Here is a 15,256-nt window from a genome sequence, read left to right on the forward strand (position 1 = left end):
CTGCGATCAAAGTAACCTGCGTAGTACGTTGTCTCCGGTCCGCGAAGGAGATTGCTGACCTCCTCATGAGATAGCAGTTCAGTTATGCCAGGCTGACCGAGGCGCTCAAAGTGGACACCATTTGCGTCCACTGCGGTAGGGCGCAGGGCCGCGCCGCGAGAAGCCAGCATATCAGAATTGGAAAATCGATAGCGGGTAGTCATGCGGTGGCCTCCTCAAATCTCCGGTGGGAAAAGGCCAGCGTTCGTGCTGCATTCGCCGCAGCCTTGCGATCCAGATGTTTGTCCGTGATGAGCAGGCTGCGGTCGGCAAATCTCTTTGGCATCGCTGCGGCAACCCGTTCCAGCTCGGAAAGGAAGTTTCGTTGGATAGCACGCTGCATTGGCTTCACGGCAATTGCGACACGTTCTCCATCTGACAGTGTAACAAGGAAATCAAAGACATGCTTTGCCAGCGACCATCTGCGCCGACATATGAAACAGCGGCAGGCTGGTCCCAGATGTGATCGACATCGGTGCGCACCAGCATCAGGCATAGGAAGGCGTATTCTAGCGCACTTTCGAACTGGAGAATGCGGGGTCGTTCGTATCCAGGAAGTTTGGCGACCAAGGAACCTCGCAGGCTAGCGCGTGAACGGCGTGTGATATGGCGGGTCGCGTGGCTCGGATCCGGCCCGCGGTAAACAAGTGTTTGTTTCATTCTGTATGGAGTGCAGACCTCCAACCCGCGCAGAGTGCTGAGCGAATTGGAGGGTGCGATCTCCCCCTGATTTGGATGTGTTGAACAGACCCGCCGGAGAGGGTTCCGGCAGGTTGACTTTCGGTTTGGATCGGGGGAAGAATGGGGCGTCGGGTAGAAAACGACACTTATTCCGAAAAGGCCTTTCCATTGCAGTGGAAGGGCTTTTTCTTTTCCCGATTTCAGTTGTGTTTCGTGACATCCTCCTCTGTTGCATAGCGTTCGGGAAAGAGTTCTTGAGGTGTCGTGCCCAGTTGACGGGCGATTTCGGCCTGCACACGATGTGACCGTCGGTATCCTTGGCTCACCACAGTGACACTGCTTTGGTTGATCCCTAGGTGCCGAGCAATTTCTGCCATCGACGAGCCGGCCATACGAAGGCGGAATTTTAGAAGCTCGTGATTTTCCAGGTCGATCTTCATGGCCAGTGCAAGTCCTTAGACTTCGTAGTTGCTCTGTGCATCAGTGATTCGAAAAAGCGAGCAGTCTTCAATTCAAAAGATTCAAACTCTGCGTTTGTCTGAGTTTGCCCTTAGAAAACTCGGTCAAAGTACGAAGTTCAACTTGTGTGATTGCGAATTTGCATGACCTGCGAGTCAAAAGGCGATTGAGTTTACCTAGGTGGAGAAGTCGTGGAACCAGGGGGCATCATGCAAAATGAAGTGAATTCGGCGGTTGGACATCCTGAAAACCAAGGTCTGTCAGAGGAACAAGAAATCCAGCTGCTAGAGCTCACGCAGAAACTCCATGAAGCTCAAGCCATTGTCGACGAATATAGTGCTGCCATTGAAGATCTTGAGAAACGGAGAACAGAATTCCGCGGAAGAAAACGAATGAAACTCTGGCCCAAGAGACCAGAACCTCTGCCAAGTTTGGGGGATGGAGGAGCGTCCAATCCAGATTGTGTCCGGTACTGCTACCCCCAAAGAGCAAATGAGATGGTCGTTTGCAATGGGCAAAATTTCCTGGATCAACCGGCACGACCGACGCTGCCGTCTCGGGATGTGCTCCTGGAAAGGTACCGGCTTGTTCAGTCAATTCGCAGTTTTTCTTTCTGGCACGGCCTGACCCAGAGTGAAGGTAGAGCAGTCTTGAGAGACGTCGGGATCGACATCTGCGAGGAGGTCGCAAAAGATTGGGAGCGGGATGTATCAATTCGTGAACTGAGCCGCCGTCATGGTGTGACCCGACACACGGTATCGAATTGGATCAAGAAAACTGGACGGATGGTGCCAGTTGCAAACAGTCGAAAACGATATGACGAGGAAATGATTGTCGAGACTTACCGGTATACTAGGTCGTGTAACAAAGCAGCAATGGCAGCAGGTGTTGCCTGGAAAACTGCACGATCTGCCCTTGAACGACGGGGGTTGTGGGGTGGGAAATCTAACGGTGTTCGCGCGCAGAGATTGATCTGACTATGCCCGGGAACGCTCAAATCGTTCGACTATCAGAGTGTGAATGTTAGGTGCCAGGCTGGAAGCAGAGAAGGGTTTCAGTAAAAATGGAAGGGCGGCTGAAGATGACAGACGAGGAAATTGCCTCAGATCCAGATGCGCAGCTTAAGTTGCTTCAAGAAGCTTATGCCACGAAAGACCCAGACTTGATCGACCAAGCAATCTATCGCGTGTATTACGCGCGGAGAGATGCGAAGCACGGTCTGAGTGAGTGGCTAGACGAAAATTGACTCGTATCTGAACGATATCGCTTGTGCTGGCATCAATGGCCAGCTCAGCTGCACCGAGGTTCGCAACGACTTTCTGTAACATTTTACGCGCTCGGTCATTACCTTCTCAAAAATCTGACTGGGCAGCCTTGCCAGGACAGCCCGGTCAATCCGTCCAGCAGGGATCGTTTGCTGCGTAGCAGCCGTTCAAGGGCAATGCGGCGAATGCCTCAAATGAGCCCATTGTTTGAATTCGGTTTTCTCGCAGCGCGCGCTCGCAGCACGAAAATCGCTGCATCAGCTTGGTTCATGGCGCTGCAAGGCGGTGGAAAAACCGGCCGTTGGTGCAAGGCGCAGCAAAGATTGAGGCGGCAACTCACGGGTCGCGGACTTTGCTGCCGTTGCCCTTCCGGGTGTTTGCCGACGCAGTATCCGCTCTCAGGTACAGAACGCGATTTGCGGCGGAGCAGCGGTGTTCCCGTTTCCGGGCATTCGCCGGTACGGTAATCAGCGAAATACCTACCATCCTTACGCCGCAACCGGGACCAATCCTTGAAGAGCGGGACAGTACTTCCTTTCTCTACGGCTGAACCAAGGTCTGTTCGGGAGGCACCTCAACCTGCCGTAGCTTAGTGACAATCTCTACAGGCTTGTACTGCTTCATTCCTATTCTGGTTCTCCGTGTTCCACTTCATAACGGCAAAACAGCTTTGTGGGAGAGACCCGGATGTGGTTGCAGAACGCGCGCAGCCAGCGTTTGCGCAGCGGGAGAAGATCAGTGCTACGTGAGCGCGATGATGTTGTTTTGATCGCATTTGGCCAGAAAATTAGATCAAAAAACCCCAATATCAATAAAATGACGCGAACTTTGGGTCAAAAAATCATCCAAAACCAATCAAAGTAAATTTGCGCTGAAATGCCGCTCAGACCTCAGCGCTCAAAAAGTTGACTTGCGTATCGTGGAGGAACGCAAGGCCTCACCAATAATGGACCTTTGACGGCGCTCTGGCAAACCACCCGGTTTGCCGAACGGGTTTCCCGTGCCTTCAGAGGCAACACGGAGGAGAAACATGAAACTCAAGTCGCTTCTGCTGAGCAGCGTGCTTTGCGCTGCTGCAGGTATTCCAGCATATGCTGAAACCCTGAAATGGGCACGTGCGGGCGATGCACTGACCCTTGATCCGCATGCCCAGAACGAGGGGCCGACGATCACGCTTGGCCGCCAGATCATGGAGCCGCTAGTGGACCGTGACATGAAAGGCGGGCTGGTTCCTGGCCTTGCCACCGAATGGGCGCCTTCGGAAAATGACCCGAATGTCTGGACCTTCACCCTGCGCGAAGGGGTCAGGTTCCACGACGGCGCTGACTTTGACAGTGAAGACGTGGTCTTTTCGCTGAACCGGGCAATGACCGAAAAAAGCAACTACCGGGAAGTGCTGGCCTCGGTTGCGGAAGTCCGTGCCACCGGCCCCTACACGGTTGAGATCGTGACCAAAGGCCCGAACCCGATCATGCCCAACAATCTCACCAATCTGCTGATCATGGACAAGGGCTGGGCAGAGGCCAACGGTGCGGTGGACGTGCAGGATTATGAGGGTGGCGAAAGCACCTATGCTGCCAAGAACGCCAACGGCACCGGCCCGTACAAGGTGGTCAGCCGCGAGCCGGACGTGAAAACCGTTCTGGAGCGTTTTGACGGCTATTGGGGCATGGGGCAGTTCCCATTGGAAGTGACGCGGATCGAGGCGTCGCCGATCCAGAATCCGGCGACCCGTGTCGCTGCCCTTCTGTCCGGTGAAGTGGACTTCATCCAGGACGTGCCAGTGCAGGATCTTTCCCGTGTGGACGGTTCAGAAGGCCTGGACGTGCGCAAGGCACCGCAGAACCGGGTGATCTTCTTTGGGATGAACCAGGGCGATGCGGATCTGGCCAACGATAATGTCGATGGCAAAAACCCGCTGTCAGACGTGCGCGTGCGCCAGGCGATGAACATGGCAATCAACCGCGCAGCCATCCAGAAGATCGTGATGCGCGGCCAGTCCCAGCCCGCCGGTGTGGTACTGCCCCCCTTCGTGAACGGCTGGACCAACGAACTGGACGCGGTTCCGGCAACCGACATCGCGGCGGCCAAGGCGCTGATGGAAGAGGCCGGTTACGGCGATGGCTTCTCGATCAAGCTGGACTGCCCCAACGACCGCTACATCAATGATGAAGCGATCTGTCAGGCGTCGGTAGGCATGTTCGCGCAGATCGGTGTAAAGGTGAACTTGGACGCCAAACCCAAGGCTCAGCACTTCCCGCTCATTAACAATCTGGAATCCGACTTCTACATGCTGGGTTGGGGCGTTCCGACTTACGACTCCGAGTATATCTTCAACTTCCTGGTTCACACCAAGGGTGAGGCTTACGGTTCGTGGAACAATACCCGCTACTCGAACGCCAGGCTGGACGAAGCGATCGAGGCACTGGCAAGCGAAACCAATATTGCCGCCCGCGATGAATCGATTGGTGCCATCTGGGACCAGGTTCAGGAAGACGTGCTCTATCTGCCGATCCACCATCAGGTGCTGAACTGGGGCATGAAGTCCCATGTCGACTCGATTGTCGATCCGGAAGACAGCCCGAAGTTCAAGTACTTCGCCTTCAAATAAGGAAAACCAGTCAGGCACCCTTGTGTGAGGGTGCCTGCGCCGGAGTTCGCGTCCGCTTGCGGGGAACACCCCCGCGGACTGTCGCAGTCTTCGGTCAGGGAGATCAAAGTCAATGTTAGCCTATATCATCCGCCGCATAATGCAGTCCGTTCTGGTTCTGTTTGTGGTCGGTCTTGTCGCCTTTTCCATGTTTCGCTTTGTGGGCGACCCGATCGAGAACATGCTGGGACAGGAGCGCACAGCCGAAGACGTTGTGCGCCTGCGCGCCGACCTGGGATTGGACCAGCCGTTTCCGGTCCAGTACTGGCGCTTTCTTGAAAACGCCGCCCAGGGCAATTTCGGTCTCAGTTACCGCCAGGGGCGGCCCGTCGCAGACATCCTGATTGAGCGCGCGCCCGCTACTCTGGAACTTGCGCTGGTTTCAGGCACCCTGGCCATGGTGCTGGGAATCGGGCTGGGTGTTTTCACGGCGATCAGGCGGGATGGCTGGCTGGCCAACACGATTATGACCGCCTCTTTAATCGGGGTCTCGCTACCAACATTCTTGATAGGCATCCTGCTGATCTATGTGTTTTCGGTCGAACTGGGCTGGCTGCCCTCCTTCGGGCGCGGAGAGACAGTGATGCTTGGACAATGGTCCACCGGGTTTCTGACCAAAAGCGGCCTTATGTCTCTTGTTCTGCCCAGCATCACGCTTGGCCTTTACCAGATGACGCTGATCATGCGGCTTGTCCGTTCGGAAATGCTGGAAGTTCTGCGCACCGACTACATCCGGTTTGCCCGGGCACGGGGCTTAGGGGAAAGGGCGGTCTACTTCCGCCATGCGCTAGTCAACACCATGGTGCCTGTCATCACAATCATCGGCCTGCAATTGGGCAGCATCATTGCTTTTGCGATCATCACCGAGACCGTTTTTCAGTGGCCGGGCGTAGGACTGTTGTTCATCAACGCGGTCCAGTTCGTCGATATCCCTGTTATGGCAGCTTATCTGATGCTGATTTCGGTTCTCTTTGTTGGCATCAACCTGATTGTTGACCTTCTCTACTTCCTCATCGACCCGCGCCTGCGGACCAGCAAGGCAGGAGCACACTAATGCAAAAACTCAAAAACATCTGGCATTCCGACCTTGCCTGGAACTTCCGAAACTCTCCCGTTGCGGTGGTGTCCGCATCGATCGTGCTGGTCTTGGCACTAGCAGTAATCTTTGCTCCGCTTATCGCACCGCACAACCCGTTCGACCCAGCAACCCTGAACCTGATGAACGGTTTTTCAAAACCAATGCACCCCAATGAGTTCACCGGGGAAGTCTTCCTGCTGGGAACGGATGATCAGGGCAGGGACGTGTTTTCCACTATTTTATACGGCATGCGCATTTCACTGATGGTCGGTGTGCTGTCCGTTACATTTGCGATGGTTCTGGGCATTATTCTCGGCTTGCTTGCCGGCTATGTCGGCGGTTGGACCGAAACCATCATCATGCGGGTTGCCGATGTGCAGCTCACCTTCCCGTCGATTCTTGTCGCCATGCTGATCTTCGGGATTGTCAAAGGAGTTACCCCGGTTGAATACCGCGACCAGATGGCAATCTGGGTCCTGATCCTGGCCATTGGCCTGGGTGAATGGGTCCAGTTTGCCCGTGTGGTTCGCGGAGCGACATTGGTCGAAAAAAACCGGGAGTATGTGCAGGCGGCGCGGCTGATCGGGCGTTCCAGGTGGGTCATCATGATCCGCCATCTCCTCCCTAACGTTCTGTCACCGGTTCTGGTCATTGCGACGATCTCCCTGGCGCTGGCCATTATCGCCGAAGCAACACTCAGCTTTCTGGGTGTCGGCGCGCCGCCTACACAGCCTTCACTCGGAACCCTGATCCGTATCGGCCAAGGTTTCCTGTTCTCTGGTGAGTGGTGGATCCTCCTGTTTCCTGCCCTGACCCTTCTGACACTTGCGCTGAGCGTGAACATGCTGGGTGACTGGCTGCGCGATGCCCTTAATCCGAAGTTGCGCTAATGACTGATCCTGTCCTTTCCATTCGTGACCTTGTGGTCGAAATCCCAACCCGTCACGCACGCCTTTGTGCCACCGACAAGGTCAGCTATGACATTGCTCCGGGCGAAATCCTCGGTGTTGTTGGCGAAAGCGGCGCAGGCAAATCCATGGCTGGCAATGCAGTCATAGGTCTTCTGAATCCGCCCGCCCGCATCACCGGAGGTGAGATCCGGCTGAACGGGCAGCGTATCGACAACCTGCCGCGTGAAAAAATGCGGCGGCTGCGCGGCAAAGAGATTGGAATGATCTTCCAGGATCCGCTGACCTCGCTCAACCCGCTGTTGCGGATCGGTGATCAGCTGACCGAAACCATGATGGAGCATCTGGAGCTGACCAAGCCTGAGGCCCGTGCCCGCGCTATTGCTGCGTTGGAGGAAGTCGGCATCCCGGCAGCTTCCGAGCGTATCGACAGCTACCCGCACGAGTTTTCCGGCGGCATGCGACAGCGGGTTGTGATTGCGCTTGCCCTGTGCGCCGAACCCTCTTTGATCATCGCTGATGAGCCTACGACTGCGCTGGATGTTTCGGTGCAGGCGCAGATCATCGCGCTGCTTAAACGGCTGTGCCGTGAACGCGGTACTGCGGTGATGCTGATCACCCATGACATGGGGGTGATTGCAGAAGCTGCTGACCGTGTGGCGGTGATGTATGCCGGCCGCATGGCTGAAATCGGCGATGTGCGTGAAGTAGTCACCCGGCCGCGCCACCCCTATACGGACGGGTTGATGGGTTCGACACCTTCGGCATCGGCCGGGCAGCACCGCCTGCGCCAGATCCCCGGCGCTATGCCGCGGCTGCACAGCCTGCCGCAGGGGTGTGCTTTTTCGCCGCGCTGCGAACGGGCAACTGAACGCTGCCGCAACAGCCCGCCGCCGACGCTTGAGGCCGACAATGGCCGTTCCGCCTGCTGGCATGCAATCAAACTGGAGGGCGCAGCATGAACACCATCGTTTCCGTCAATGAGCTGACCCGGGTCTTTGACGTTTCCAAACCCTGGCTGAACCGAGTGCTGGAACGGCTTCCTAAATCGCATTTGACTGCGGTCTCGGATGTCAGCTTCGACATCAAGGAAAAGACCGTTTATTCGCTGGTGGGCGAAAGCGGATCCGGCAAGTCTACCATCGGCAAGATGGTGGTCGGCCTTTTGGAAAACTCCAGCGGCGCTGTCAAAGTTTCGGGCGTGGACCTGAACCGGGAAACGGATGCCGTTGCGATTACCAAAGCACGCGACGCGATCCAGATGATTTTTCAGGACCCCTATGCGTCGATGAATCCGCGCTGGCGGGTGCGGGATATTATTGCAGAACCGGTCGCCGCCAAGGGCGGTGACACCAAAGAGCTGGCTGAGCGTCTGCTGGAGCAGGTGGGCCTCTCGGCAGAAGACGCCGACAAGTTCCCGCATGAGTTTTCCGGCGGCCAGCGCCAGCGGATCTGCATCGCCCGTTCGTTGGCCTCCCAGCCCCGACTGATCGTCTGCGATGAACCGACCTCGGCACTTGATGTTTCAGTGCAGGCACAAGTGTTGAACCTTATGAGCGATCTTAAGGACGACCTCGGCCTCACCTATCTGTTCATCAGCCATGATTTGACGGTGGTGCGTCATATCTCCGACAGGATTGGCGTGCTGTATCTGGGCCGCCTGGTCGAGGAGGCAGCCCCCGACGATCTGTTTGAGGCGCCCAAACACCCCTATACTCAGATGCTGTTGGCAGCGGCACCTAAAATGGACGCATTCGGCCGTGAAGTGGAGCCGCCCCAAGGCGAAATTCCCGACCCGATCAACCCGCCCTCTGGCTGCGCGTTCCATCCGCGCTGTCCGATTGCAACCGCGCAGTGCTCTCAGGTCCGTCCACAGATGCGCAACATTAATGGCAGCCGGGTTGCCTGCCATCTGGCAGAGTGACATGGCGGGCGGGACATTATGACAATAAGCTCGGGGCTTTCGGCCTGGCGTTCAGCCAGAAACCACAACCGGATGATGGAATACCGGCAAGATTGCCAGCCGCAACAGGATGACGTGGAGATTGCCTATTTCGGCGGATCTGCCTTTCGGATCACCACGCCTGCCGGTATCACGTTGATGATCGACCCCTGGCGCAACCTGCCGACCGGCAAGGCTGACTGGTTCTTTCATGACTTTCCGGAAACCAGCGTGGACATTGGGGCATCGACCCATGCCCATTTCGATCATGACGCGCTGCACCGGCTGGACGCCAGCGTACTGCTGGACCGGTTGATCGGAACTTATGAGTTTGGCGATCTGAAAATCACCGGCATCGCTGACAAACACGCCACCGACGAAACCTTCGCGCCTTACGAGTTCCAGAAAATCAACACCTATTTCGGCGGCAACCCCGTACTGCCGCCGAACAACGCCCGTAGCTGGGACAACTGCATGCTGCTGGTAGAAACCGGTGCGCTGCGGATCCTGCATTGGGGTGACAACAGGCACAATCCCCCGAAACATATCTGGGAGCAGCTAGGGCACATCGACATTCTGCTGCTGCCCGTTGACGATTCAGAGCATGTCCTTGGCTATCCAATGGCCGAAGACGTTATCCGCCAGATAAAACCGCGGGTCGTTATCCCGCACCACTACTTCATCTGGAATGTGGTCTTGCGTCAAAGCACGCTGTTTTCCGCAGATAAGTGGCTTGCGACGCAATCCAATGTACAACATTTGCCGACCGCCCAAGCCAGATACTGCCCGGCCAACCTGCCGCAGGAAACCCGGATAGACAGCTTTGGCGATCACGTATCTTTTGATGTCGGTGCCTGGCACCGGGAAAACGGGAGACAGGTTCAGGCAAGCGGCTAACTGCTAAGGCTGATGCCTTGGCAGCACAACCTCATGCAGGGTTCTACACCTCACCCAGGGCGCACACTTCCAATTTTCCGTACGGACTGACATGCCTGACTTTCGCAGATATCTACCCATACTCAATTGGGGCCGCACCTATGACCGTGCAGCGCTCTCGAACGACCTGATTGCGGCGCTGATCGTAACCATCATGCTGATCCCGCAATCACTGGCCTATGCCCTCCTGGCCGGCTTGCCTGCTGAGGCAGGTATCTATGCTTCTATTGCGCCCATCATCCTCTACGCAATCTTCGGGACGAGCTGCGCATTGGCCGTTGGCCCGGTCGCTGTTGTGTCATTGCTGACTGCTTCAGCAATCGGGCAGGTCACAGAGCAGGGTACGGCAGGCTATGCTGTCGCCGCGCTGACCCTGGCATTCCTGTCGGGCGGTTTTCTTCTTCTGATGGGGGTTTTCCGGCTCGGCTTTCTGGCCAACTTCCTCAGCCACCCGGTCATTGCAGGCTTTATCACGGCCTCGGGCATTCTGATTGCTACAAGCCAGCTCAAGCATATCTTTGGCATCAGCGCCGGAGGGCACACCTTGCCGGAAATGCTGGGCGCACTCCTTGTCCGTCTTGACGAAGCGAATGGTATTACTGTGATCATCGGCGGCTTGGCCGCAGCGTTTCTGTTCTGGGTGCGCAAGGGCTTGAAACCAAGTTTGAGACGGCTGGGCGCCCCCGAAGCTGTTGCAGATATCGCGGCCAAGGCCGGGCCCGTCGCCGCAGTGGTGGCAACAACTGTTGCTGTTTGGGTTTTTGATTTGAATGCGGCAGGTGTCAGAATTGTTGGTGATGTGCCGCAAAGCCTGCCCCCGCTCACCATGCCAGGGTTGTCTGGAGATCTGATCCGGGTCCTGTTAGTGCCTGCGGTTCTGATCTCCGTGATTGGTTTTGTCGAATCTGTGTCGGTTGCCCAGACGCTTGCAGCCAAAAAACAGCAGCGCATTGATCCGGACCAGGAACTTATTGCTCTTGGGGCAGCAAATCTCGGTGCAGCTTTTACAGGCGGGTACCCTGTTACTGGCGGTTTTTCCCGGTCGGTTGTGAATTTCGACGCCGGTGCAGAAACCCCGGCAGCGGGCGCATATACGGCTGTTGGACTCGCCATTGCTGCAATGGTCCTGACACCCCTGGTTTACTACCTGCCGAACGCGACGCTCGCCTCCACCATCATTGTGGCTGTCCTCAGCCTCGTCGACCTTTCGGTTCTGAAGAAAACATGGATGATTTCCAGCGCGGATTTCATCGCAGTTGCAACTACAATCCTGCTTACTCTAGGACTCGGCGTGGAGATTGGCGTCGCAGCAGGTGTAGTCATTTCAGTTCTGCTGCACCTTTATAAAACTTCCCGGCCTCATGTCGCTGAGGTCGGCCTTGTGCCGAGCACCCAGCACTTCCGCAACATTTTGCGCCATCAGGTCGTAACTGATCCAGCTCTGGTGACGCTCCGGATCGACGAAAGCCTGTATTTTGTGAATGCGCGATTTCTGGAAGACTTGCTGGCGGCCCGCGTGCCCGTCGGAGGTGACGTCAGGAACGTCGTGCTGATGTTTTCTGCCGTGAACGACGTCGACTATTCCGCGCTCGAAAGCCTTGAAGCAATCAATCAGAGGCTGAAGAACTTGAGCATAGGCTTTCATCTCTCCGAAGTAAAAGGACCGGTTATGGATCGTCTCAGCAAATCGCACCTTTTGCATAAGTTGAATGGCCAGATTTATCTTTCCCAGTTCGAAGCTTGGACGTCACTGACGTGCGACGAAGGCGACTCGAAAAACATAAGCAAATGGTGTGAACTACCGCCCGGCTAGGCGGCTTTTTTGCTCTGCCCACTTAAAGAGTCATCGTAAGAGTTTCCGATCGGGCTACCACCTTGGATACCACAAACACAAAAATGCCCTCGGCTTTGCTAAGCAGACGTACTGGACTCGCCACTCTGAATAATTTCACGGTTTCAAGTTTGCTGCGCCTTTTACCAATGGCCGAATGTTCCGCTGCGCCGCAGACCGTTCTTTGCAAAAGTGCAGAAGCATTCCTCCCCATTTGTGTGTGCCGCACAGATTTGACAGGTCCGGTCCGGGCTCAGTGCCGCCGAATGCCAACGCAGCAAGCACCGCGATAGGGACAGGACGGAACCGGCCATCAGCGAAAAGGGCTAAACCCTTGAACTTCAGTGGTCTCTTTCGCGGGGCGGTCGTTCGTGTTTAATGAGCCGACCTCCGGGCCGGAAGCGGCAAAATCGGGCTTCGAGCCCCAGTTTACCGGTTGCTGCGGCTTGTACGAACGACGGCTTTACGTGTTGCCACCACCGATCAAGCTGACTACGCTCGCTTTCAAAGGAGTGAATCCATGACCTTCAATTTCGTCGTCGTAGTAAGCAAAAGGTGCATGGTCCGATAAGGTTTTCCATATCCGTTTCCATGCGCCCCCGACATTCTCGGGGGCTTTTTTTGTTTCTAAAGATCAGATCGCCAAGATGAACCGCACGAGAACACCTCCGCATTTGATAACATTGATCCTGTTGACGGGGTTTTCACCGATGTCGCTCAACATGTTCCTACCCTCGCTGGCCAATATCGCTGTCGATCTTAAAACTGACTACAGCACTGTGAGCTGGGCTGTTTCTGGGTACCTGGCTATAACAGCGATCATCCAGCTCATCATCGGTCCCTTGTCAGACCGGATCGGTAGGCGGACGGTTCTTCTGGTGGCTTTGCTTGTTTTCGCATTTGCCTCTGCGGGTTGCACCTTTGCTCCGAACATCGAGGCATTTCTGTTCTGCCGAATGCTCCAAGGCGGCATCATCGGCGGGTATGCGCTTTCTCTCGCGATAGTTCGGGACACGAGAACGGAGCGAGAGGCTGTGAGCCTGATCGGCTATATCGGAATGGCGATGGCAATCGCCCCGATGATCGGTCCCATGCTGGGAGGGGTGCTGGACACCTTCTTTGGGTGGCGGTCCGTCTTTGGCTTCTACGCTGCAGCGGGCTTCGGATTGCTGCTGCTTTGCTGGTTCGACCTCGGAGAGACGAGGCCTCAAAGGGCAACAGATACCAGCACTCCGGTGCCTGGCACGACGGCGCTCATCCGTGAGCCCCTTTTCTGGGCCTACGCACTCTGCGGCACGCTTTCCGTCGGCGCATTCTACATCTTTCTGACGGGCGCACCCCTTGTTGCGCAGTCCACTTTCAATGTCACAACCGCCGAACTTGGACTCTACATCGGGACCATTACTGTTGGCTTTATGATCGGCGGTTTCCTGGCCGGTCGCGTTGGGCAACACTTCGAACCGACAACCATCATGATTGCGGGCCGGGTTGTGGCTTGCACTGGTCTTTTCGGAGGTTTTTTGCTCTTCGCATCGGGTATCAGGTCAGCGGAGCTTTTCTTTGCGAGCACCATCTTCGTTGGTTTAGGGAATGGGATTACAATGCCCGGATGCAATGCCGGTGCCATGTCGGTTCGACCTGATCTCGCCGGAAGCGATGCCGGATTGAGCGGCGCTCTCATCGTTGCTGGTGGTGCCGTTTTGACGTCGGTGACGGGCAACCTTGTGCCACAGACGAACGGAGGCCAAACACTGCTTATGTTGATGCTGGCTGCATCGGGATTGGCAATGGCGTTTGCCGTTTGGGCGGCATGGCTGAGGAAGAAGGGTGGCTATCCGGCAAGGAGCAGCGATCCATCGCTTTGAGCCCAAACTGCGCGATACTGCACCCTGCGCGAATGTTGGCTTGGCTTTAATGATCCGATAACCTAATCTGCGCGGAACTATCATCTTGGAAGATGAAGCTCCCGCGTGACTCCAGAAGTCACAGCCAGGAATGTCCTTCTTCAGTCAAACTGTGGAGGGCGTCTTTTTTGAACCATACCCTAAATGTGAATTTCGTTCCTGGACGTTTTGCCGTCTCGCAACTTGCCACCGATACTGACATTCCGGAGTGGTTTAGTGGGCCAGGATTCAAGGCTGCAATCTATTCGGATGACGAGACAACCCTGGTTTGCCTCGAAGATCGTATTCCTGCTGAAATTCAGACGGAAAAGGGTTGGGTTTGCTTGCATACTGTGGGTCCCTTTCCATTTGATGCTGCTGGAATTGTCCAATCGCTGATTGCGCCGCTGTCCTCCAATGACATCGGCGTATTTGTCGTCTGCACTTATGACGGCGAGCATGTGCTGATCCCAACCAAAGAAACTGAAAAGGCAATTCGGTGTCTGAGAGCAGCAGGGCACATCATAAACAACTAGCATCTAACGTAGATAACGAACTGAAAAGGTTGAGAGAAAGTATGCCGACTGGATTAACTGGAAGCTGTCTTTGCGGGAAGGTGACTTACGACACAGGTAGCGAACCGCTTTGGGTCACCATTTGCCACTGCAAGTTTTGCCAACGTGCGACTGGGTCTGATCGAATGATCCAGCCGGTTTTTGAGAGACAAGACTTTAGCTTCACCGCTGCCACCCCTGCAGTCTTCACGCAACCCTCTGACGGAAGCGGCAAAAACGTCAACGCGCACTTCTGCTCGGATTGCGGGACCAAGTTGGCGCTAACCTTCGAAAGGTGGCCGGACAAGATTGGCATATACCTGGGAACGCTGGACAGTCCGGATGCGATCAAGGTCGGGCCGGACAATAGTAAGCACATATTCGTTTCCGAGGCTCAGCCAGGGACTCTGTTGCCTCCTAACGTGAAGATCTTCGATCATCATGCGGCAGAAATTGATGGAACGCCAATCGAGCCAACCATTCATTCGAAGCCAGTCACCACTTAACAGCAGCAGCCATTGGCGCAACCGTAGCGAAAGCCCGTTTCGTCCGCTCCTCGTTGGTCGATCCACGTTGCGGCGAAAGGGGGGATTGTATTTGGCCCCTCGGGCTGACTTTCAACGGCCGGTTTGGCGACACATGCCGCTTCAAAGCGAAAATCACGCCGCACCCGCGAGCGAATGCTGCGTCAGCAAACACCAGGAAGGGCAATGGCGGCAAAGTCCCGTACTGCGGTCCCTAGCCGGCGAGAACTGAGCGACTGCTTCGACGATACCGGGTTCCATTGTCGTTACCGGAACTGCGGCGCGCTTCGGACCGATGGTGCCTGACTGGGTGCTGCCTGAGATACGTGATCCGTGCGCGTGCCAGATAGCGCCGAGACATGCCGCCCCGGCGAAAACGTGTCAGAACCTAACAAGTTCTGCCGCGAATCTCATTCACGTCCAAGCCGTTGATCCTGCTAACATGTTCACCAACAGCCCGAAAGGACCGTTTGTGACCTGGTCACAATGCGCGACTTTGGGAAAGA

14 protein-coding genes are annotated in these 15,256 nt (G+C 55.9%); 13 read left to right on the plus strand and 1 reads right to left on the minus strand.

The features are described from left to right. Positions 1 to 920 precede the first annotated feature (920 nt). Positions 921 to 1,160 (minus strand): helix-turn-helix domain-containing protein, encoded by a 240-nt coding sequence (locus ETW24_RS02865; protein ID WP_129369657.1) that lies wholly within the window; start codon positions 1,158 to 1,160, stop codon positions 921 to 923. Positions 1,161 to 1,388: 228 nt separating this feature from the next. On the opposite strand from ETW24_RS02865, the gene ETW24_RS02870 reads away from it, so the two are divergent. The 13 genes from ETW24_RS02870 (at position 1,389) to ETW24_RS02920 (ending at position 14,732) form a co-directional block, all read left to right on the plus strand. Beyond that, on the plus strand, positions 1,389 to 2,156 hold the full coding sequence (locus ETW24_RS02870; RefSeq protein WP_129369658.1) for a hypothetical protein: 768 nt from the start codon (positions 1,389 to 1,391) through the stop codon (positions 2,154 to 2,156). A 104-nt stretch (positions 2,157 to 2,260) separates the two neighbouring features. Continuing rightward, on the plus strand, positions 2,261 to 2,425 hold the full coding sequence (locus tag ETW24_RS24130) for a hypothetical protein (RefSeq protein ID WP_164982677.1): 165 nt from the start codon (positions 2,261 to 2,263) through the stop codon (positions 2,423 to 2,425). 706 nt (positions 2,426 to 3,131) lie between these two features. Continuing rightward, the gene (locus tag ETW24_RS24135; protein ID WP_164982678.1) at positions 3,132 to 3,308 is read left to right on the plus strand and encodes a hypothetical protein; all 177 of its coding nucleotides are present in this window, start codon (positions 3,132 to 3,134) and stop codon (positions 3,306 to 3,308) included. A gap of 166 nt (positions 3,309 to 3,474) precedes the next feature. Next, the gene (locus ETW24_RS02875) at positions 3,475 to 5,055 is read left to right on the plus strand and encodes an ABC transporter substrate-binding protein (RefSeq protein ID WP_129369659.1); all 1,581 of its coding nucleotides are present in this window, start codon (positions 3,475 to 3,477) and stop codon (positions 5,053 to 5,055) included. Positions 5,056 to 5,167: 112 nt separating this feature from the next. Beyond that, positions 5,168 to 6,148 (plus strand): ABC transporter permease, encoded by a 981-nt coding sequence (locus ETW24_RS02880; RefSeq protein ID WP_129369660.1) that lies wholly within the window; start codon positions 5,168 to 5,170, stop codon positions 6,146 to 6,148. Next, positions 6,148 to 7,062 (plus strand): ABC transporter permease, encoded by a 915-nt coding sequence (locus tag ETW24_RS02885; RefSeq protein WP_129369661.1) that lies wholly within the window; start codon positions 6,148 to 6,150, stop codon positions 7,060 to 7,062. The genes ETW24_RS02880 and ETW24_RS02885 overlap by 1 nt, the downstream gene beginning before the upstream one ends. Then, positions 7,062 to 8,042, plus strand: coding sequence for an ABC transporter ATP-binding protein (locus ETW24_RS02890; RefSeq protein ID WP_129369662.1), 981 nt, complete (start codon positions 7,062 to 7,064; stop codon positions 8,040 to 8,042). The genes ETW24_RS02885 and ETW24_RS02890 overlap by 1 nt, the downstream gene beginning before the upstream one ends. Continuing rightward, positions 8,039 to 9,004 carry an ABC transporter ATP-binding protein gene (locus ETW24_RS02895; protein ID WP_129369663.1) on the plus strand — a complete coding sequence of 322 codons (966 nt, stop codon included), beginning with the start codon at positions 8,039 to 8,041 and terminating at the stop codon, positions 9,002 to 9,004. Before ETW24_RS02890 ends, ETW24_RS02895 begins: the two co-directional genes overlap by 4 nt. Before the next feature lie 18 nt (positions 9,005 to 9,022). Next, positions 9,023 to 9,919 (plus strand): MBL fold metallo-hydrolase, encoded by an 897-nt coding sequence (locus ETW24_RS02900; RefSeq protein ID WP_129369664.1) that lies wholly within the window; start codon positions 9,023 to 9,025, stop codon positions 9,917 to 9,919. A gap of 91 nt (positions 9,920 to 10,010) precedes the next feature. Then, complete coding sequence (locus ETW24_RS02905) at positions 10,011 to 11,771, plus strand: SulP family inorganic anion transporter (RefSeq protein WP_129369665.1); 1,761 nt, start codon at positions 10,011 to 10,013, stop codon at positions 11,769 to 11,771. A 728-nt stretch (positions 11,772 to 12,499) separates the two neighbouring features. Continuing rightward, positions 12,500 to 13,654, plus strand: a complete 1,155-nt coding sequence (locus ETW24_RS02910; protein ID WP_254695688.1) for a multidrug effflux MFS transporter — start codon at positions 12,500 to 12,502, stop codon at positions 13,652 to 13,654. 167 nt (positions 13,655 to 13,821) lie between these two features. Continuing rightward, a complete protein-coding gene (locus ETW24_RS02915; RefSeq protein WP_164982679.1) occupies positions 13,822 to 14,208 on the plus strand; it encodes an ACT domain-containing protein in 387 nt (128 codons plus the stop codon). A gap of 41 nt (positions 14,209 to 14,249) precedes the next feature. After that, positions 14,250 to 14,732: a GFA family protein gene (locus tag ETW24_RS02920; protein WP_129369668.1), complete on the plus strand. Its 483-nt coding sequence runs from the start codon at positions 14,250 to 14,252 to the stop codon at positions 14,730 to 14,732. Positions 14,733 to 15,256: the final 524 nt, after the last annotated feature.

Source organism: Leisingera sp. NJS204 (assembly GCF_004123675.1).
Lineage (GTDB): Bacteria > Pseudomonadota > Alphaproteobacteria > Rhodobacterales > Rhodobacteraceae > Leisingera.

Bases quoted from the DNA above. Each gene is read 5' to 3' on its own strand.
- ETW24_RS02865 (WP_129369657.1), bottom strand. From the start codon at position 1,160: ATGAAGATCGACCTGGAAAATCACGAGCTTCTAAAATTCCGCCTTCGT.
- ETW24_RS02870 (WP_129369658.1), top strand. From the start codon at position 1,389: ATGCAAAATGAAGTGAATTCGGCGGTTGGACATCCTGAAAACCAAGGT.
- ETW24_RS24130 (WP_164982677.1), top strand. From the start codon at position 2,261: ATGACAGACGAGGAAATTGCCTCAGATCCAGATGCGCAGCTTAAGTTG.
- ETW24_RS24135 (WP_164982678.1), top strand. From the start codon at position 3,132: ATGTGGTTGCAGAACGCGCGCAGCCAGCGTTTGCGCAGCGGGAGAAGA.
- ETW24_RS02875 (WP_129369659.1), top strand. From the start codon at position 3,475: ATGAAACTCAAGTCGCTTCTGCTGAGCAGCGTGCTTTGCGCTGCTGCA.
- ETW24_RS02880 (WP_129369660.1), top strand. From the start codon at position 5,168: ATGTTAGCCTATATCATCCGCCGCATAATGCAGTCCGTTCTGGTTCTG.
- ETW24_RS02885 (WP_129369661.1), top strand. From the start codon at position 6,148: ATGCAAAAACTCAAAAACATCTGGCATTCCGACCTTGCCTGGAACTTC.
- ETW24_RS02890 (WP_129369662.1), top strand. From the start codon at position 7,062: ATGACTGATCCTGTCCTTTCCATTCGTGACCTTGTGGTCGAAATCCCA.
- ETW24_RS02895 (WP_129369663.1), top strand. From the start codon at position 8,039: ATGAACACCATCGTTTCCGTCAATGAGCTGACCCGGGTCTTTGACGTT.
- ETW24_RS02900 (WP_129369664.1), top strand. From the start codon at position 9,023: ATGACAATAAGCTCGGGGCTTTCGGCCTGGCGTTCAGCCAGAAACCAC.
- ETW24_RS02905 (WP_129369665.1), top strand. From the start codon at position 10,011: ATGCCTGACTTTCGCAGATATCTACCCATACTCAATTGGGGCCGCACC.
- ETW24_RS02910 (WP_254695688.1), top strand. From the start codon at position 12,500: ATGTCGCTCAACATGTTCCTACCCTCGCTGGCCAATATCGCTGTCGAT.
- ETW24_RS02920 (WP_129369668.1), top strand. From the start codon at position 14,250: ATGCCGACTGGATTAACTGGAAGCTGTCTTTGCGGGAAGGTGACTTAC.